The 16,779-nt window shown below is 39.9% G+C and carries 20 protein-coding genes, 1 pseudogene and 1 riboswitch; of the genes and pseudogenes, 12 read left to right on the top strand and 9 right to left on the bottom strand.

Translation table 11 applies throughout. The annotated features are described in order from the left end of the window. Window position 1: 1 nt before the first annotated feature. From MUO14_RS11940 to acsA, 3 genes are all read right to left on the bottom strand, one after another. A complete protein-coding gene (locus MUO14_RS11940) occupies window positions 2–1,324 on the bottom strand; it encodes a lysine N(6)-hydroxylase/L-ornithine N(5)-oxygenase family protein (protein ID WP_244755417.1) in 1,323 nt (440 codons plus the stop codon). Between the two features lie 20 nt (window positions 1,325–1,344). Then, window positions 1,345–2,682: a purine/pyrimidine permease gene (locus MUO14_RS11935; RefSeq protein WP_244755416.1), complete on the bottom strand. Its 1,338-nt coding sequence runs from the start codon at window positions 2,680–2,682 to the stop codon at window positions 1,345–1,347. Window positions 2,683–2,807: 125 nt separating this feature from the next. Then, window positions 2,808–4,517 (bottom strand): acetate--CoA ligase, encoded by a 1,710-nt coding sequence (acsA, locus tag MUO14_RS11930; RefSeq protein ID WP_244755415.1) that lies wholly within the window; start codon window positions 4,515–4,517, stop codon window positions 2,808–2,810. A gap of 242 nt (window positions 4,518–4,759) precedes the next feature. Continuing rightward, a riboswitch (PreQ1 riboswitch) is annotated at window positions 4,760–4,805 on the top strand. Window positions 4,806–4,883: 78 nt separating this feature from the next. On the opposite strand from acsA, the gene queF reads away from it, so the two are divergent. Next, window positions 4,884–5,381, top strand: a complete 498-nt coding sequence (gene queF, locus MUO14_RS11925) for a preQ(1) synthase (RefSeq protein ID WP_244755414.1) — start codon at window positions 4,884–4,886, stop codon at window positions 5,379–5,381. A 108-nt stretch (window positions 5,382–5,489) separates the two neighbouring features. Continuing rightward, window positions 5,490–5,939, top strand: a complete 450-nt coding sequence (locus tag MUO14_RS11920) for an AAC(3) family N-acetyltransferase (RefSeq protein WP_244755413.1) — start codon at window positions 5,490–5,492, stop codon at window positions 5,937–5,939. Between the two features lie 19 nt (window positions 5,940–5,958). Here MUO14_RS11920 and aldA read toward each other — a convergent pair whose 3' ends face one another. Next, on the bottom strand, window positions 5,959–7,410 hold the full coding sequence (gene aldA / locus MUO14_RS11915; protein ID WP_244755412.1) for an aldehyde dehydrogenase: 1,452 nt from the start codon (window positions 7,408–7,410) through the stop codon (window positions 5,959–5,961). Window positions 7,411–7,544: 134 nt separating this feature from the next. Here aldA and MUO14_RS11910 point away from each other — a divergent pair, with 134 nt between their 5' ends. After that, window positions 7,545–7,739 (top strand): hypothetical protein, encoded by a 195-nt coding sequence (locus MUO14_RS11910; protein WP_244755411.1) that lies wholly within the window; start codon window positions 7,545–7,547, stop codon window positions 7,737–7,739. Between the two features lie 25 nt (window positions 7,740–7,764). Here the strand turns inward: MUO14_RS11910 and MUO14_RS11905 are convergent, their stop codons facing one another. The 3 genes from MUO14_RS11905 to MUO14_RS11895 form a co-directional block, all read right to left on the bottom strand. Next, window positions 7,765–8,016, bottom strand: coding sequence for a hypothetical protein (locus tag MUO14_RS11905; protein WP_244755410.1), 252 nt, complete (start codon window positions 8,014–8,016; stop codon window positions 7,765–7,767). Window positions 8,017–8,166: 150 nt separating this feature from the next. Then, entirely contained in the window at window positions 8,167–8,277 is a 111-nt protein-coding gene (locus tag MUO14_RS11900) for a YjcZ family sporulation protein (RefSeq protein WP_244755409.1), read from the bottom strand. Window positions 8,278–8,388: 111 nt separating this feature from the next. Then, entirely contained in the window at window positions 8,389–9,045 is a 657-nt protein-coding gene (locus tag MUO14_RS11895; RefSeq protein WP_244755408.1) for a M50 family metallopeptidase, read from the bottom strand. Between the two features lie 112 nt (window positions 9,046–9,157). Here MUO14_RS11895 and modA point away from each other — a divergent pair, with 112 nt between their 5' ends. The 4 genes from modA to MUO14_RS11875 all read left to right on the top strand — a co-directional run bounded on the left by modA (window position 9,158) and on the right by MUO14_RS11875 (window position 11,595). Continuing rightward, the gene (gene modA / locus MUO14_RS11890; protein ID WP_244755407.1) at window positions 9,158–9,934 is read left to right on the top strand and encodes a molybdate ABC transporter substrate-binding protein; all 777 of its coding nucleotides are present in this window, start codon (window positions 9,158–9,160) and stop codon (window positions 9,932–9,934) included. Between the two features lie 20 nt (window positions 9,935–9,954). Continuing rightward, the gene (modB, locus tag MUO14_RS11885; protein WP_244755406.1) at window positions 9,955–10,626 is read left to right on the top strand and encodes a molybdate ABC transporter permease subunit; all 672 of its coding nucleotides are present in this window, start codon (window positions 9,955–9,957) and stop codon (window positions 10,624–10,626) included. Between the two features lie 15 nt (window positions 10,627–10,641). Beyond that, the gene (locus tag MUO14_RS11880; protein WP_244755405.1) at window positions 10,642–11,271 is read left to right on the top strand and encodes an ATP-binding cassette domain-containing protein; all 630 of its coding nucleotides are present in this window, start codon (window positions 10,642–10,644) and stop codon (window positions 11,269–11,271) included. Window positions 11,272–11,400: 129 nt separating this feature from the next. Then, window positions 11,401–11,595 carry a hypothetical protein gene (locus MUO14_RS11875; RefSeq protein WP_244755404.1) on the top strand — a complete coding sequence of 65 codons (195 nt, stop codon included), beginning with the start codon at window positions 11,401–11,403 and terminating at the stop codon, window positions 11,593–11,595. 58 nt (window positions 11,596–11,653) lie between these two features. On the opposite strand, the gene MUO14_RS11870 is transcribed toward MUO14_RS11875, so the two are convergent. Beyond that, window positions 11,654–12,466, bottom strand: coding sequence for an N-acetylmuramoyl-L-alanine amidase family protein (locus MUO14_RS11870; protein WP_244755403.1), 813 nt, complete (start codon window positions 12,464–12,466; stop codon window positions 11,654–11,656). 240 nt (window positions 12,467–12,706) lie between these two features. Here MUO14_RS11870 and MUO14_RS11865 point away from each other — a divergent pair, with 240 nt between their 5' ends. From MUO14_RS11865 to MUO14_RS11845, 5 genes and pseudogenes are all read left to right on the top strand, one after another. Next, window positions 12,707–13,054: a helix-turn-helix domain-containing protein gene (locus tag MUO14_RS11865; RefSeq protein ID WP_244755402.1), complete on the top strand. Its 348-nt coding sequence runs from the start codon at window positions 12,707–12,709 to the stop codon at window positions 13,052–13,054. A 130-nt stretch (window positions 13,055–13,184) separates the two neighbouring features. After that, on the top strand, window positions 13,185–13,727 hold the full coding sequence (locus MUO14_RS11860; RefSeq protein ID WP_244755401.1) for an ImmA/IrrE family metallo-endopeptidase: 543 nt from the start codon (window positions 13,185–13,187) through the stop codon (window positions 13,725–13,727). Between the two features lie 238 nt (window positions 13,728–13,965). Next, complete coding sequence (locus MUO14_RS11855) at window positions 13,966–14,373, top strand: hypothetical protein (protein ID WP_244755400.1); 408 nt, start codon at window positions 13,966–13,968, stop codon at window positions 14,371–14,373. Window positions 14,374–14,651: 278 nt separating this feature from the next. After that, window positions 14,652–15,002 carry a VOC family protein gene (locus tag MUO14_RS11850; protein ID WP_244755399.1) on the top strand — a complete coding sequence of 117 codons (351 nt, stop codon included), beginning with the start codon at window positions 14,652–14,654 and terminating at the stop codon, window positions 15,000–15,002. A 14-nt stretch (window positions 15,003–15,016) separates the two neighbouring features. Then, window positions 15,017–15,529 (top strand): annotated as a pseudogene (locus MUO14_RS11845) (serine hydrolase); the annotation flags it as partial. Window positions 15,530–15,617: 88 nt separating this feature from the next. On the opposite strand, the gene MUO14_RS11840 reads toward MUO14_RS11845, so the two are convergent. After that, complete coding sequence (locus tag MUO14_RS11840) at window positions 15,618–16,631, bottom strand: DUF3231 family protein (RefSeq protein WP_244755398.1); 1,014 nt, start codon at window positions 16,629–16,631, stop codon at window positions 15,618–15,620. Between the last annotated feature and the right edge of the window lie 148 nt (window positions 16,632–16,779).

Here is a 16,779-nt window from a genome sequence, read left to right as displayed (position 1 = left end):
ATCAATTATCCATGAACTTTTTCATCGAAAAGGTTTGGAATGTAGAGTTTTGCTGATTTTTATAAATGGTTTTACCAGCAATCGTATTAATTATATGAACGTTTCGATGCACAGCCAAACCCAGGTTAGTGGCTCCTGCTCCGTGGGAATGGGTCAAGTTAGTTAACGTAAAGAAATGGTGATCACGCTGGTCTAAAAACTCAAGCTGGTAATCCCTCGTTACACGATAATTCTTTTCATCCTCCCATTTAATTTTCTCTTTAAAGCGATCCATGAACCAATCCGGAATATGCGGCTTATAGCCTGTCGCCAAAATGACTTTATCCGTATGATAGCGATAATTGATTTCCTCCTGCCATTGGTTACACTGTAGCTCATACCCGCCCTGTTCAGATGGATGAATCGACTTTACTTCTGTCATCGGATTAATCAGTACGTAATCCTTCTCCCCACCAGCTGTCTTATGATAAAGATCTGTGTAAAGTCGGGTCAAGGTATCCGGATCAATTCCTTTTCTTAATGCTCCAAGAGATTCAAGATTCTCCAGACGCTGCTGATAGCTTAAGGAATGGAAATAATCCACATAGGCTGGTGTAAAAACCTCTTGCGCGAATTTTGCTTGGTCCAACTGAAATAACCCGCCTGTTCTAGTGAGCAGGCTGAGCTTCATGTCGTTGCGTCTTTGCTCTTCTAGCAAGTCTAAAAACACTTCAATTGCGCTCTGACCGGAACCGACCACAGTCACATGCTTAGACTTCAATAGGTTTTCCTTTTCATAAAGATAGCGGCTAGTGTGCAATACGTCGCCTTCAGGAAGACCGTCCATTCCATCTATAATTAAAGGTTCATTTCCTGTTCCCATCACTACATGCTTAGCTAAGTAATGATGATGCTCTCCTGTTTCCGATTCTAAAGCAACCACCTCATAATGGGGTACTTCTGCTTCATTCCTATCAATGACATCAACAATAGTATGGCCGAAATGCAGCCCATCCATTTGTTTGGCTGCCCATTGCAAGTAATCATTGTATTCCTGACGTGGCACCTTCGTTTGGTTATGAAAAAAGAATGGAAACATCCGATCTTGTTCATATAAATAATTCATAAAGGTATATGGACTTTTTGGATCAGCAAAAGTAGCTAAGTCGGCTAGGAATGGCACTTGAAGATCCATTTTCTCAATCAGCATTCCTGGGTGCCAGGCGAATGATGACGTTTTTTCAAAAAAGGCGCCATTTAGTTCTGTCTTTTCAAGTAAAGCGGCTAACCCCATATTATACGGGCCAATCCCAATACCGATCACATCATAAATTTGTTTTGTCATTCGTAACACTTCCTTATCACTCATGCATTTTCGCGCTTTTGACTCTCAGGCGATCCCCTCCATAATTGTTCCAAAACAATGACAAGTACGGTCCCGACAAGCAGCCCATTGCTGATTAAATTTTGTACAATGGAAGGCATCCCTTGAAAGACCTCAGAAGGGATAAACATTAAACCAATTCCCACTAGAAAGGATATACCTAGTATTGTTAATCGCCGCTCATTTAACTCTTCACTCATCATATTCGATAACCCAAGCCCCATTAATTGTACGAATGTCGCCAGTAAGGCCGCATTAGCAATCGGTGCAGGTATAGCTGATATAAATGCAACGATTGGTGGAAAAAAAGCAACAACAACGAGTAATAGGGAAGCATACAAAAATGGTTGTTTACTTTTTTGACCTGTTAAATTTATAAAACCAGAAGAGGAAGCTAAGGATACATTCGATACCGTGGAAAACATAGTTGAGATCACATGGGTCACCCCAAGAAAACTACTGCCCCTATTCAATTGGCTATATGTATAAGATGGCTTACCATATATGGAGTGGCTGACAGCAACAACGGACGCTACAATATTCGATAACAAAATCACCGCTGTAATAAACGCCAAAGGAATGACACTCCAATTAAAAGAAGGCATCCCCCATGCCCATAACTCAGGCAGAGCAAATGGGACGGGGGCAGGACCAGAATCAGCGGTCTTAGAACCAATCAATATGGCATACAGGCCCCATCCTGCAACAATTCCTAAGAGAACTGCATAACTTTTTAACCAGCCTTTCCCAAAAAAGGAGAGACCGATAACTACGAAAAATGTTAAAAACGCCAAAATCGTTTGATCAACAAGGATGGCTTCTATTTGCTGCTGGACTCCTAACATCCCTTTAAGAAATGTCCCACTCAACTGGACCGTTAATAAAAATAAAAACGCTCCTGTAACAAAAGGAGTAAATACAAACAAGACACGATGAGCGAGACGGAACACACCGAAAAACAACAGAAAAATCCCCGTCCAAATCATCGCCGCTTCAAGTGTTTGCAATGTTTCCGCATAGCTTTTCCCTGCTGCCACCTCTGAATAAGCCATAACAGTAAAAATGCTAATCCAAATCCCGGCCGGGCCTTCCATAATCGGTAAGCGGTGACCGAATACACCTTGTAAAAAAGAAGTGATGCCGACAACGAAAAATGTTCGCTGCATCAAGCCGGCTACTTCCGTAAAATTCAGTTGAAATACAGAACCGATAACGATAGGCAACGCAACAGCACTTGCTAACAAGAATACAAACCACTGCACTGTTTCTAACGTTATCCCTGATAATGATGATCTTGTATCGTAGTTATTACCTGCCATCTTACATCCACCTGCAACTTTTCCACACATAAAACTTGTGTTCGTCATTTGTTTCCACTTGTTTCACGTGGAACATATTCATTATAGACAAAGAAAGCGCACAGTCTCAAGCTGTGCGCTGACTCCTATTCTTCCAGTGTAGAAGTATCTCCAGTCGGCAACCCTAATTCCCATGATTTCAATAGTCTGCGCATAATCTTACCACTGCGCGTTTTTGGAATAGTATCTGTGATCTCAATTTCCCTAGGGGCTGCATGTGCACTGAGACCCTTTTTAACAAACTGACGAATGTCTTCGAGTAATTCATCTGATTTCTGATATCCTTCTCTCAGTGTGATAAAGGCTTTAATGATCTCACCACGTTCTGGATCCGGCTTACCAATAACTCCTGCCTCAGCCACCGCTTCATGTTCTATCAGCTTACTTTCAACTTCGAAAGGACCAACTCTTTCGCCAGAAGTATTGATTACATCATCTAAACGGCCCTGGAACCAGAAGTAACCGTCTTCATCCTTATAGGCACTGTCTCCTGAAACATACCAGCCATTAACGAAATAACTCTCATATTTACCTGGATTATTCCAAACTGCCCGCATCATGGATGGCCAGCCTTCTTTAATCGCCAAGTTACCCATTTGATTAGCAGGGAGCTCATTTCCTTCATTATCAACAATGGATGCTTCTATACCTGGAAGTGGCTGGCCCATAGATCCAGGACGCATTTCCATCGTTGGATAGTTACAAATAAGCATGGCACCAGTTTCTGTCATCCACCATGTGTCGTGAATACGCAAATCAAAGGCCTCTAATCCCCAAGCAATCACTTCAGGGTTTAAGGGTTCCCCGACGCTAAGAACGTGACGCAGAGAAGAAAGGTCATGTTTTTTAGCCGTCTCTGCCCCAGCACTTAACAGTTTACGGAATGCTGTCGGTGCTGAATACCATACGGAAACATCCTGATCCGCGATGGTACCATACCAATCATCAGGACTAAATCGTCCTCCGCGAACCACGTTGGTTACTCCGTTCAACCATGGAGCGAATATGCCATAACTCGTTCCTGTCACCCAGCCTGGGTCAGCTGTACACCAATAGACATCATCATCTTTCAGATCAAGAACCCATTTCCCCGTTTGATAATGCTGGAGCATCGCATTATGGACGTGATATACACCTTTAGGCTTTCCGGTGGAGCCTGAGGTGTAATGAAGCAGCATGCCATCTTCTAAATCTAGCCATTCAATTTCAAACTCTTCTGAAGCATTCTTCATTTCTTTTTCAAAACTAATATGTGAACCTGATTCATCTCCACCAACAAGAATAATCTTCTCAAGATGCGGCAGATCATCGACAGGAACTCGATCAATTAGTTCAGGTGTCGTAACTAACATTTTCGCTTCACTATCTTCTAGGCGATCTCGAACAGCCTGCTCCATGAAAGCTTCAAAAAGCGGACCAGCAATGGCGCCTGTTTTCAGAATACCGAGAAATGCCGCGTAAAATTCCGGACTCCTATGCATGAATAGGAAAACCCTGTCACCTTTTTCAATATCATTCTTTTTCAATACATTAGCGAACTGATTACTCTTTTTCTTTAATTCTTCAAAAGTTAATTTTTCTTCTCGATCAGGAGAAGTGTAAATCAGTGCCGCCTGATTTTTTTTTGAAGGATCTTCTGCATGCTTATCAATCGTTTCATAAGCAATATTAACTTTTCCTGTTTTACTCCATGTAAAATTCCCTTTTACTTCATCCCAATTAAAATTTTTGTACGTCTGCTGATAGTTTTGTAAGTTGTGGTTTCCAGATCTTGCCGGTATTTGTTTCATGTCCATAAAAATCACCTCATTAGAATGAATTTTTGCAAACGATTTCCTATTCCCTTTTTAATGAAGCCCTGAAACATTATATAAACAGAGCCTGTGTTTTCTAAAAATTTCGTTAATTACTTCTTATTTTAGATGAAACGATTACATTTTTAAAGTAATATGCTAAAACATTTACAGAATTAGGATGTAATCTTTGTCTTACATTGACAATCACTCCTACCCTATATATAATGATGAAGCATTTCAGAGTAGAAGAGGTTCTTAGCAGCACCCTCTATAAAAAACTAAGGATGAAGCGATAAAATGCCGCCGCTCCCTTAGAGGAGCGGCTTTTTTTGTATAAATTAATAAATTGGAAGAGGTGCATTTCATATGACCGGCCGTAAAGATGAAGATCTAACAGACTTATCATTGTTGGGTAACCAAGGGACTGCTTATTCCTTTGAATACAACAAAGAGGTGTTAGAAACGTTTGATAATCAACACCCGAATCGCGATTATTTTGTTAAATTTAATTGCCCTGAATTTACCACTTTATGCCCAAAAACTGGCCAGCCCGACTTTGCTACCATTTATATTAGCTACATTCCTGATATCAAAATGGTTGAGAGCAAATCTCTTAAACTATATTTATTCAGCTTCAGAAATCATGGAGATTTCCATGAAGATAGCGTCAATACAATTATGAATGATTTAATTGAACTGATGGAACCGCGTTACATTGAGATATGGGGTAAATTCACACCCCGAGGCGGCATATCTATTGATCCTTTCTGCAATCATGGAAAACCTGATACGAAATTTGAGCAAATGGCCACACACCGTTTAATGAATCATGATCTTTACCCTGAAAAAATAGATAACAGATAGAAAGTGTTTCATTCTGAAGTGTAAATACCTAGTGAAAAATAGGTGGAGGAAGCCTGCTTGGATAAGCTTCCTTTTTCTGTATAATAGAGGAACAAAGGAGGGAATCGAATGAGTGAACAAGAAATGCTACCTTTTCGATATCTGCCTGGGGGGGAAAATGCCGAAGAGTTTACCTCTGAACATTCTCTTGCATTTTCACTAAATGACGACTCTCCCTTAGGTAAATTCTATGAAGCGGATGCCCGGGTTCTGTTACTAGGGGTAGATTATGATTCAAATACAAGTTTCCATTTATCGGAATACAGGAGCAGCACGTGTAAAGTAATGACCAGAGGGGCCCCTCTCCTTGTAAACGGGAAACAGCAATGGACTACATATAAGGATATTGAAATGGATGAGGAAAGATTTAATGCAATTGGAAGAGATTATGAAGCTTCCCATTATGTCATAAAAGGGTATGTAGGCCAAGCACAATCCCGGCTGTTTTCTATGGCAAAGTCCGTTGATTTCGCCACACAATGGTTGAAAAGTAAGCAAAAAGAAGTCCCCCAGGAGTGACCTGAGGAACTTCTTTTTGTTATTGCTTATCATTCTTATATTGCATATAGACCACTTGCGTGACAAGAAAATCTTCCATGCCATGTTTGCCATCCGCCCCACCAAGTCCGGACTTACGCATGCCAGCGTGATAACCTTGAACGGCTTCAAAGTTCTCACGGTTTACATACGTTTCACCGAATCTCAATTCATTAACAACTCGCATCGCTTCGTTCATATCTTCCGTATAAACAGAGGAGGACAATCCAAATTCAGTGTCATTCCCTTTTTCAATGGCTTCATCTAACGTATTGAACGTAGCAATAGGGATCACTGGTCCAAAAATTTCTTCCTGCATAATGGTTGAATCGTGATCTACATCGGTCAGAATTGTTGGTTTATAGAAGAAACCTTGATTCTGATCAGCGCGTTCACCACCAATAACTACATTGGCGCCATCTACTTCCGCATCCTTCACCATCGTAGCAACAGACTCTAAACGATCCTCGCTTACAAGTGGACCTACATCGGCTTGTTTATTTTCACGTGGGTCGCCTATGGTTGTTTTTTCAAAGGCTTCCTTAAGCTTATCGATCAGCTCACCAGCTACGCTCTCATGAACGTACACACGTTCAGCATTCGTACAAGCCTGTCCATTGTTAGCTAACCTTGAGGTGGTAATACTCTCTGCCGCCACATCTAAGTCCGCATTTTTGGTGACTATTGCAGGGGCCTTACCACCTAATTCTAAGTTGACCTTCGTGATATTCTGTGCAGCTGCTTCCATCACTTTCGTCCCAGCTGGTACACTTCCTGTCATCGTTACCATTTGTACTTTGTCATGCTTAGCCAGGGCATTGCCTAGCTCAGATCCCGTTCCTGTAATCAGATTGTACACACCTTTAGGAATCTCATCCATTCCATCGATAATTTTAGTGAACTCCATTGCGGTGTTCGGAGTTTGTTGACTTGGTTTTAATACAATTGTACAGCCGGTAACGAGTGCTGTAGCAACTTTTCTAGCTAAAATAAACACCGGAAAGTTCCAAGGTACAATTCCAGCTACGACTCCAATCGGCTTTTTGTATATATAAATATTCTCGTTTGCCCGATCACTCGGTACAATTTCACCCTCAATACGGCGTGCCCACTCAGACATGTACCTAAAGTAATCAATAGCAAGTTCAACTTCTCCCGTCGCTAACTGATAATCTTTCCCTTGCTCTTCCTGAAGTAATTCGATGAACGTATCTTTCTTTTCTTCTATTTTGTCCCCCAGCTGACGAACTATTTCCCCTCGTTCTATATTAGGCGTTAGTTCCCAGTTTCCTTGAGCTCGAGCGGCAGCTTCCACAGCGCGATCTACATCTCGCGGTGCTCCTTTTGGTGTTTTAGCAATAACTTCTTCTGTAGCAGGATTAACGATATCTATCCATTCATTTTCCGTTGATTCAGTATATTCACCATCAATATAAAGGCTATGTGTTTTCATAGTAGAGCCTGCCTCCTTTTACTGATTTCATTCCTGTTTGGTCTCACCCTTAAACTTAAAGTGCTCATCCATTCGCGAGCTACAAAAAATTCGTTATAATGAGGGAGAGTAAATGAGAAAGGATAGAAATCACTATGAAAAAAGAGAATCAAATGTTTATTATTCTTGGAAGTATCGGATCAATAGCCATATTGATTGCAGCTGTGCTTTTCTTTACAATACAAGACCCAATGATTCCTGTTGTCATTCTTGCCTCAGGCGTGCTGCTCATCATTGGGGGGAGAGCTGATCAAAAAGAACGTATAAAAAAAAGAAAAAGGACCTCCTGAATCCCTTTTCTCTCTTCTTGATTACTCACCATTTCAAAATATATCCTTTTACTTGCTTAACTTCGCCTTCCTCCTCTTTTTGATTGGCGATAAAATGGGGATGGTCGCTGTTTAGTTCGTACTTCAACGACTGAGGATCTAAGTATAGCTTGTACTCTAAGTCTGTCATTTTATGAAGGGAGATACCGGCAACAGTTGATTGATTCTGCTCTTCGTCGATAAGCAAAATGTCAATCTGGTCATAGCCATGAGTCACCAAATGTTCCTTTAAATCCATATTCGATTCCTCCAAAAGGCTGATGGTAGATCTTTTTTCTCTATACCCTTTTTCGTATAGTTAAAACTTAATTTTACAGTCATTTGAAAGGATAGATACACGAGAACATATGTATAAAAGCGAGGGCGCCCCCTCGCTTATCATTAAAAATTAATATCCTCCGCCGTAGCCGCCGTAGCCACCATAAGAGGCACCGATAATAATCAAAAGAATAAACAACACAACTAGTAGCGCAAATCCGCCGCCGTATCCTCCGCTCATGTCATTCCCCCCTCTCTCATCACTTACTTTACTACCTTATGCCAAGATAACGGAGGGGTAAGGGCTAATGCGGAGTTCCTTCTTTTTTTCTTTAAAAATGCAAAAATCCCCCTAAGGAACAAACACTTTTTTTAATGCAAGCCAAGCCAAATATAAGGATTGTGCAAAAAAGAATATCCCCCAAATTGGCGAAGGAATGAATTTAACAGCGTGTGCAAGATTCGCAGCATCACCAGCTGCGCTTGGGGAAATAAAACTGACTCGCATAATCGTAAACGCACTCATTACCGCTTCCACAAGGATCAGAGAGGCTATAAAAATCAATACATATTGAACAATCGACTGGTGCCCGCTTTTGAGCAGATAAATAAAAGCAGCCCCGAATGTAATCAACCAAAAGACACCATAGAAATTTCTCACCCAGAACAATAGATTTATAGCTAAAAACCCCATCAAGATGAAAATCATCACCTGATAATGACCCTTAACAATCAAATGAAAAAATAACAACGCAGTTAATGATGAAAACAAGTAACCGGATAGACTTGTTAATACATGGCTGAACCACGAAGTGTGCCCCGTCATCGTGACTCCTGATGTGTTTGAAAATAATGAAACATTTCTGACCTCTCCCCCAGTAAGTAAAGCCATAAGGGAATGGCCACTTTCGTGTATCATCGTGTTGATCATGGCAAAATATTTCCCGATAATCGGTGCTTGGGTCAACAATAAAGCCAAAATGAGACTAGTAGCAATTTGAACTTTCATAACGGCCCCTCTCTTTAAACCATAGTTCCGTGCACAACTTTACTTTTATTTTACTTAAAATTATTCAATCCGTATAATCAAAAGTAATAACGACACATAGGAGCGCAGCTATATGCACAAAAAGGTGATGATCTTAATTACTGGGCTTGTTCTATTATTCCTAGTGGGCTGTAGTGACCCATCGAATGAAGAAAGCTCAACCAAAAAACTAACCATTTCTGCAGCATCCAGCTTAACTGACGCTATGAAAGAAATAAAAAGATCCTACGAAAGTGATCATAGCGATGTCTCCCTTACATTTAATTTTGCCGGCTCTGGTAAATTAGCTCAGCAGATTCAACAAGGGGCTCCCGTTGATGTTTTCTTATCGGCCAATCAACAATGGATGGACACACTCGAACAGGAACAACTCATTCAAGAAGAAACAAGAATGAACTTCACAGGGAATTCAATTGTCTTAATTGCAAACCAAGACCGCGATTTTAATTTTAATTCTTTCGCGGATATCAAGCTTTCAGGTCAGGAACAACTGGCCTTAGGTGATCCAGCAAGTGTTCCTGCCGGCATGTATACGAAAGAAATTTTACAATCTGTGAATAAATGGGACGCTCTAAAAGATCAGATGGTATACGCGCGAAATGTACGCCAAGTACTTACATATGTAGAGTCAGGTAATGCAGCACTAGGTATGGTTTATGCAAGTGATGCCCTCCTATCTGATCAGATAAAAGTATTAGCAAAAGCTGAACCAAGCATGCATCGACCTATCATTTACCCAGCAGCCATCACAGCAGATAGCTCGGCTAAGGAAGAAGCTCAAAAGTTTCTAGATTATTTAAAAACAGAAGAGGCTCAAAACATTTTACAATCATATGGCTTTGAGAAATAACGAGAATGGAAGGGTGCATCATGAATAACTCCCCCCTCTTTTTATCATTAAAGATTGCTACAATCGCAACATTGGTTGTTTTTATACTAGGCATTGTTTTCGCCCGTCTGATTACAAGAAAAAAATTTCCCGGGAAAAGTATTGTTGAGTCCGTGATTTTGCTTCCGCTTGTCCTTCCGCCTACCGTTGTCGGGTTTGGCCTTCTTTACCTATTCGGAAAAAATGGACCATTAGGCGAATTTTTACTTCAATCCTTTAACATCCAGGTCGTTTTTTCTTGGATCGGTGCCGTTATTGCAGCAATCGTTGTATCATTCCCATTAATGTATCAAAGCGCATCTGCAGCTTTCCAAAACTATGATCAAAATATTGAAAATGCCGCGTTAACAATGGGTGCATCAAAGTGGAAGGTCTTTTTCACGATTTCCTTCCCATTAGCCTGGCCCGGGCTCCTGGCAGGATTAGTCCTTACTTTTGCACGTGCCCTCGGTGAATTTGGAGCCACACTTATGATTGCCGGCTACATCCCTGGAGAAACCAACACGATTCCTCTAGCTATCTATTTTGCCGTGGAAGCGGGCCGAATGGAGCAAGCACGCTTTTGGGTACTGATCATTGTTGCTCTTGGGTTCAGTTCAATACTCTGGCTGAATCGGTGGAGCAAGCGAAACATTTTAAAGTTTAACCAATAGATGGAGGCATCATTTATGCTATCGGTAATGATCAAGAAGAAACTGTCTAACTTCACTCTGGATATATCCTTACAGGTCGGAAATGAGACCGTCGTTTTGTTTGGCCCATCTGGCTCCGGCAAAACCACTATCCTCAACTGTATCGCTGGACTAACTCACCCCGATGAAGGGAAAATAAAGCTTAATGATCAGACACTTTTTCATACGAAAAGTAAACCTATTCCCGTGCAAAAGCGTAAAATTGGCTACTTGTTCCAGGATTATGCCCTTTTTCCGCATATGACGGTTTATAAAAATATTACATATGGTGCAACTGACCTAGAGCTTGTTGATAAACTTGTAGATGTTGTTGGAATAAAACACTTACTTAATAAATACCCACGACAAATATCCGGAGGCGAAAAGCAACGGACAGCATTAGCCCGTGCATTGGCTACCCATCCCGATCTCCTCCTTCTTGATGAACCATTCTCATCACTTGATCAGGAGACCAAAGAACAGTGCCACCAAGAGCTCTTGCGCCTTCGTGAATTATGGCAGATTCCGATTATCCTAGTCACACATGATAAGGAAGAGGCAAGAAAGTTAGCTGATCGAATCCTCCCTATAAAGGATGGTCACCTCTCTATGCACATAAATGAATAGGAGTTGTTCCTGCCTACCAATTGGGTGGTTAGTTGAAGAATATGGAATTATTAGGTAAAATATATTATATGAAACCCTTTTCTTATTTCCTACCATATTCGCACTGGTTGTAGGGAGGTTTTTGAAACCATGAAAAAGAACCCTAAGTATGTAAAGTATGGTTTACGCGTACTCCTAATCGCTTTCCTCTCAGTGATGATTGTAACAGGATTAATTATCACCTACTTGTTTATTGCTGACATGTTTTACGAAGAGCAAAGTAATCAGTCTATAATTAGGAACAATTCAGAGCAAGGCATTGCCGTTAACGACTTTCTAATATGAGTAAATTTTGAAAGTGAAAGATAAACGAACCCGGAGCAAACTCCGGGTTCTACCTTATTTACACTACGCGGACATACGTTTCATTAGCTGTTACATAATAAACAGCCCCTTCCGAATTTTCTACTTTATACTGAGGGGAACCGTCTACGAGTACCCGGTCAAGAATGTTTGGAAAGCCATAACCATATTGCAAATAACCAGCAACGGCTGAATCTGACCAAGATGGTTGATTATAAAAACGCAAATCCCCTTGATAGATCGATTCCACTCTTCGACCAATGTATCCTGGAACATAGTTGATCCCAAAGTAATCGCAAATCCCCTTAGCATGTTCGATTGCAACCTCCCTTTGGAATTCTGGATCAATCATTAACAAGGCTTCATCAGGATGATCCATGAAACCATTTTCAGTTAGTACAGCAATCATAGCTGTTTCACGCAATACGTGAAAGTTCGCCTCTTTTACTCCGCGAAAGTCCTGTGGAGTGCCTTCTCTCAAATGCTTGGCCATACTATTCGCTAACAGTCCTGCCTCACGATTTAAATGACCAGGGTACACGTAAAGTTCAATTCCACTTGGATTGGAGCCGTCAAAGCTGCCATCAAACGCATTATAATGAACAGAAATATAAGCATCTGCCCCCGCATCATTGGCACGGGTTGTCCTAGCAGAAAGCGACGTATCATCATCGGTAGGGGCCACTAACAGCGTATCAAAGCCACTTCTCTGTAACTCCTCTTCTAAGAATGATACAACAGCACGATTAAATTCATTCTCTTTAATTGAACGCCCTAGGCTATCAATATAAGGAGTGCGCTTCCCTGGTGTTTCCAGACCATGTCCATCATCAAGTGCAATTAAATAAGCCATATTAAGAACCTCTCCTTTTAAATATCTTCCAAAAACTTTAGGAACGGACTACCGTATGAACAATCACGTTCATACAACCATGGTTTTGCGCGTAACGCGTAACGCTTGATTGTTATTATAATTACGCGCATCGTGTAAGTCAACCATTTTTAAACATTTCGCACAATATATTTCGCGAAACGTGGAATAAGTAGTATAATTTTAATAGAAATAACTAAAGATGATATGAGGATGAATGGTATGGGTTCATTAGGTGGAAGGTTAAGACAAGCTCGTGAAAACAAGGGATGGTCGCAGACTCTTGTTTGCGAAAAATTAGGGATCTCAAATTCAAGACTATCTGGTTATGAGAGAAATTACAGAGAGCCAGACAAAAAAATGCTATCAACGCTGGCAAAGCTTTATGGTGTATCTATTGACTGGCTGATGGGTATGACAGAAGAGTCAGAAAGAGGAGAATCAGAGAGAGAGTTCGAGGCGTTTATCAGTGATCCTGATTTACAGCGTTGGTATGCTGATCTCCCTAAATCAAGTGAAGAGGATTTAAAAAAGTTAAGGAAGATGTGGGAAATTATAAAGAGTGAATAAAATCCTACAAAAGTAGAATAGAACGAATGTAGGATCTATTTTATGATTGATATAAGATTAAAGCCTGGTCATGAGGGCTTTTCTTTTTACATTTAAATCGAACATATGTTCCGTTAAGGAGGGAGGTTCTATGTATCATTACACACCACTTGAAAGTTACATGAGGGAATTTCTTTTATTTCTATCTATACAAACACCAAATCAACTTACTATCGATCATATTATGGAAAGACTGAACATTCACGTCCATTATTGGAACGATAAAAGTGAAGCGATGATTTATAAGGGAAAGAAACGGATGTTCATTAATAAACAGCTGTCTAATGAGGAACGTTGGCAAATCTTTGGTCATGAACTATGCCATATCATGATGCATCATGGCAGCCAATTCAATATGCCAGCATCATTTCTTGCGTACCAAGAATGGAAAGCTGACAACTTTGCCTTGCATGTTTGTGTACCGACCTTCATGCTGCTTCAAATGGATCTTCCTTTTAGAAAACCTCAAGCTATCTATGAAGTAGCATCAACTTTTGGGGTCACACCACAGTTTGCTTCCCGAAGATTAGAACATTTAGAAAACCAATACATTGGTTCAATATTTGATCAGAAATTAATCCGAGAAATGAGTGGAATTAGTAAAGTTAATGAGGATTATGGTGATTATACCTAAATATTTCTCAATAAAAATTCCATGGTAATCACCGTGGATCAATAGTTTTAAAAGTGCCCCGCCAGGATTCGAACCTGCGACACACGATTTGGAATCATTGAGGGGCGTTTTTCAAGTTTTTTACTTTAAATCCCACTGATGTTAATACATTCTGCTGAAAAGGCGAAGGTTGGTGCATAAAAAATTTTTATATGTTAATTCTTATAATACGCAGAAACTCGACGGAGGGATTACGGTTATGTTTCGTGGTGATGCACATAAATTTTATATTAAACTTAAAAAAACATACGAAAGAAGCCACTCCTTTAATAAGATCGAAGCAATTAGAGAAGTTACTGAGATCCAACATTTCTATTTAACCATTGATTCAGATACATTAGAAAAAATCCTTTATCGCATGATAAAAGAAAAGAACGGATCAGGGATTATCCCTATTTTTGTTTCTACAGGGCCATGGCTGTTATTTCTATTTTCAGAACAATTACAAAAATTTATATTTAGCAATGGGATATTACCATGGGGTGTAGTGTTTGTTTTATCTTACATAGTAATACTAACGATGAGTGTCATTCTCCACTTTCGCGAGAAGGCATGGGCTTCCTTTCATATTGCCATTATTAAGGACATACTAGAAAGTAAAAATTAATCAAACGGACTTTTTCCTTGTTTCCCATCCTTAAATAATTTATAGGTAAGTTAAGTTAAACTACTTTTAAATAGATAGAAACATCCCCGAGGAAGCGGAAATCTTTACCTACTCGTATGAATTAGATCTTCAAACGAAATTGGATATCTATGTTGAGATTGGTGTGAATTTCGGGAAGGATCGCACCTATGCTAAGGATCAGTTTAGCTAAACAAGGATTATTTTAAGTGATTGTAGAAGTTAATAGCAACGTAAAAGAGCTAAGGAGTGAGGTATAAATGAAGGTCAAACGAATTGTTGCCAATGTTGAGACACAGAACATTATCAAAGCAAAGTCCTTTTACGAGGATGTGCTCGGACTTGATCAATTGATGGATATAGGATTTATTGCAACTTACGGATCGCATGAGAAAATGGACACTCAAATCAGTTTTCTCTCACAAGGAGGTTCCGGAACACCTGTGCCTGACCTGTCAATTGAAGTCGATAATCTCGATGACGCGTTAACTCGCATAAAAGAAGCAGGGATTCCAATTGAGTATGGACCAGCTAAGGAGCCATGGGGAGTTCAGCGGTTTTATGTAAGGGATCCATTCGGGAGGCTTATCAATATTCTTAGTCATCTGTAAATGAATGAGTTGTGAATTATAACCCGATTATTACAGAAAAGCATGTGGATATAGGGATGACATTGAGGGAACTAACTAAGTGATGCTGCCACTCGATATAGCGATAACACTGCTGCCAATCTCATACTAGAGCAGATAGGTGGACCTGAAGGAATTCAAGGAAGCACTTCCGTCAAATCAGGGAGGACGTCACGGAACCGGAAAGAATTGAACCCGCGCTAAATGAGGTAGAACCAGGGGATGCCCTTCCCCCAGAAAAACAAGATTTGCTGATAGATTGGCTGAAGCGCAACACGACTGGAGGTACCTTGATTCGAGCAGGTGTTCCGGAGTGATGGGAAGTTGGAGGTAAATCAGGATCAGCATCCTATGGTACGCGTAATGATATTGCAATTATCTGGCCACCGAATGGGGAGCCTATTTTTTTCGCTGTTCTTTCTAGCCATGACCTAAAAGACGCCGAATCTGATGACGAGCTTATTGCAAAAACAACCGAAGAAGTAATTAACATCTTAGTAACAAAATAACATAAATGGTTTAGACAAGAATAGTCATGTTCAGATAAAGTTAAATCATAGGAAACAACATCTAAGGGCAATTTAGTAGCAGGTGAATTTATTTTTTCTTTGCTAACTCATCTCTATCCAACGCTCTAGGTGGTTCCTCCATCCATCCATTTTTAATCATGATGTTAGCCCCATCCTCAGCATACTTAAGTATTTCAGCTATTAACCTGCTATATTTTACACCTAAATCCCTTCTAGGACTCATTGCCATACTTGAACCATAAAAACCAACACTTAAGGCAATTAAAGATGTGCTGTAGAACATCATTAGCTTATCAGAAAAGGTGTAGGTAGTTGAGTCTGTAACTTCTGTATCCAATGTCATGGGGATAGGTAGGTCATCCTCTTTCATAATTGACCCGAATACCTCACAATGTTTAGAAGATATTTCTTTTCCTCTAGCAAGAAACTTTCTAACCTCTTTAGATTTTGCAACCTGACTAAACCCCATCATAGTGGCTATTCCTATAGCATTTCTTTGAAAATTAGAAAAAAGATTTGTTATTTCTATACCAGCCAAAGGTCTTCTTTCACCTAAATAACCTGTAAGGAAACTCTGACTTTTTACAAAGTCGATATTATCTGGTTCTGGAAGGTATGGTGACCTTATATATAGCCCCTTAGATAACAATAATTCCTTTGTTTCTCTTAGAAATTCATCCAATTGTGAAATACATTCACTAAAATAACTATATACATCTGCTCTAACAGCTAAAGTCAAGCTGATACTGTATCCTTGTAGGGCAATTTGTGCCCCATGATGAAGGTAATGTAAAATATAGGTGTCAGAAAACAAAATGGGAGCAGAAATATCTACATCCTCCTCCATTTTGAACCCATATGGAATTGGATAATTTTCTTTATTAAAAATCTCAGTTAGACTTTTCATATTTCCTTGAGCTAAGTCTAATGCTTGCTGGATGAGTGGTCTAATTTCTTTATCCTTTACTTTGGCTAAAAAAAATTCTAGCTTACAGCTCAATGCACTGTCATTCATATAACCTACCCAAAGTTGAGTTATTTCTGCTGAGGTTAATTTAATCTGTTTTTCCTCTTGCCCCATTTAGTTCACTCCAATTATTAACAGTTTTCTAATTTGTAGTTTGTCCCAACTAAACTCAAGTATGTAACCAGATTTAAAAAACATAACTACTACATAACAGGAGATATTCAATGTTATAGTTGGCATTCAGAAAAGAGTAGACATAGTG

The sequence above is a fragment of the Halobacillus shinanisalinarum genome (genome assembly GCF_022919835.1).
GTDB lineage: Bacteria > Bacillota > Bacilli > Bacillales > Halobacillaceae > Halobacillus_A > Halobacillus_A shinanisalinarum.
Note: the sequence above shows the minus strand (reverse complement) of the source record. Positions and strands in the feature narration are given on the sequence as shown.

Bases quoted from the DNA above. Each gene is read 5' to 3' on its own strand.
- MUO14_RS11940 (WP_244755417.1), bottom strand. From the start codon at position 1,324: ATGACAAAACAAATTTATGATGTGATCGGTATTGGGATTGGCCCGTAT.
- MUO14_RS11935 (WP_244755416.1), bottom strand. From the start codon at position 2,682: ATGGCAGGTAATAACTACGATACAAGATCATCATTATCAGGGATAACG.
- acsA (WP_244755415.1), bottom strand. From the start codon at position 4,517: ATGGACATGAAACAAATACCGGCAAGATCTGGAAACCACAACTTACAA.
- queF (WP_244755414.1), top strand. From the start codon at position 4,884: ATGACCGGCCGTAAAGATGAAGATCTAACAGACTTATCATTGTTGGGT.
- MUO14_RS11920 (WP_244755413.1), top strand. From the start codon at position 5,490: ATGAGTGAACAAGAAATGCTACCTTTTCGATATCTGCCTGGGGGGGAA.
- aldA (WP_244755412.1), bottom strand. From the start codon at position 7,410: ATGAAAACACATAGCCTTTATATTGATGGTGAATATACTGAATCAACG.
- MUO14_RS11910 (WP_244755411.1), top strand. From the start codon at position 7,545: ATGAAAAAAGAGAATCAAATGTTTATTATTCTTGGAAGTATCGGATCA.
- MUO14_RS11905 (WP_244755410.1), bottom strand. From the start codon at position 8,016: ATGGATTTAAAGGAACATTTGGTGACTCATGGCTATGACCAGATTGAC.
- MUO14_RS11900 (WP_244755409.1), bottom strand. From the start codon at position 8,277: ATGAGCGGAGGATACGGCGGCGGATTTGCGCTACTAGTTGTGTTGTTT.
- MUO14_RS11895 (WP_244755408.1), bottom strand. From the start codon at position 9,045: ATGAAAGTTCAAATTGCTACTAGTCTCATTTTGGCTTTATTGTTGACC.
- modA (WP_244755407.1), top strand. From the start codon at position 9,158: ATGCACAAAAAGGTGATGATCTTAATTACTGGGCTTGTTCTATTATTC.
- modB (WP_244755406.1), top strand. From the start codon at position 9,955: ATGAATAACTCCCCCCTCTTTTTATCATTAAAGATTGCTACAATCGCA.
- MUO14_RS11880 (WP_244755405.1), top strand. From the start codon at position 10,642: ATGCTATCGGTAATGATCAAGAAGAAACTGTCTAACTTCACTCTGGAT.
- MUO14_RS11875 (WP_244755404.1), top strand. From the start codon at position 11,401: ATGAAAAAGAACCCTAAGTATGTAAAGTATGGTTTACGCGTACTCCTA.
- MUO14_RS11870 (WP_244755403.1), bottom strand. From the start codon at position 12,466: ATGGCTTATTTAATTGCACTTGATGATGGACATGGTCTGGAAACACCA.
- MUO14_RS11865 (WP_244755402.1), top strand. From the start codon at position 12,707: ATGGGTTCATTAGGTGGAAGGTTAAGACAAGCTCGTGAAAACAAGGGA.
- MUO14_RS11860 (WP_244755401.1), top strand. From the start codon at position 13,185: ATGTATCATTACACACCACTTGAAAGTTACATGAGGGAATTTCTTTTA.
- MUO14_RS11855 (WP_244755400.1), top strand. From the start codon at position 13,966: ATGTTTCGTGGTGATGCACATAAATTTTATATTAAACTTAAAAAAACA.
- MUO14_RS11850 (WP_244755399.1), top strand. From the start codon at position 14,652: ATGAAGGTCAAACGAATTGTTGCCAATGTTGAGACACAGAACATTATC.
- MUO14_RS11840 (WP_244755398.1), bottom strand. From the start codon at position 16,631: ATGGGGCAAGAGGAAAAACAGATTAAATTAACCTCAGCAGAAATAACT.